The organism is Bradyrhizobium sp. Kon37 (assembly GCF_055807535.1).
The window spans coordinates 1-348 of the sequence record NZ_JBVVOY010000183.1 but is presented as its reverse complement, the minus strand read 5'-3'; the positions used below and the strand labels follow the sequence as shown (position 1 = coordinate 348).

General features: G+C 58.9%; 1 pseudogene. It reads left to right on the top strand.

Annotated elements, in window-relative coordinates:
- Nucleotides 1–137: 137 nt before the first annotated feature.
- A pseudogene (locus tag AC0L3J_RS37710) lies at nt 138–348 on the top strand (hypothetical protein); the annotation flags it as partial.

Sequence of the window (348 nt, the reverse complement as noted above, 5' to 3'; positions counted from 1 at the left end):
AGGTGAGAAGTGCTGTCGGCAAGGTGCTTCTCGACGAGGGCCAGCGGCAGAAGGTGCAGCAGCTCAAGCAGCAAGACATCGAGCAGCAAGAACAGCGGCAACGCCGCGCGAGAACCTACTAAGGAGAACTAGAGCGTATGAACAAAGTACAGATCGGGGCACCACGCACATCGGCAAGCCCTGGCGTCATCATGAAACCCGAGGGCAGCGTCAAGATCGCCGTCATGAACGGCAGCCGCCAGGTGGACCAGGTAGTGAACGGCGAATGGCTGACCATGAAGGTGTTGCCCGAGGCGGGGCTACCGAAAGGCATTCACCAGTTGAGCGATGCGAAGGACGCAAGCAAAA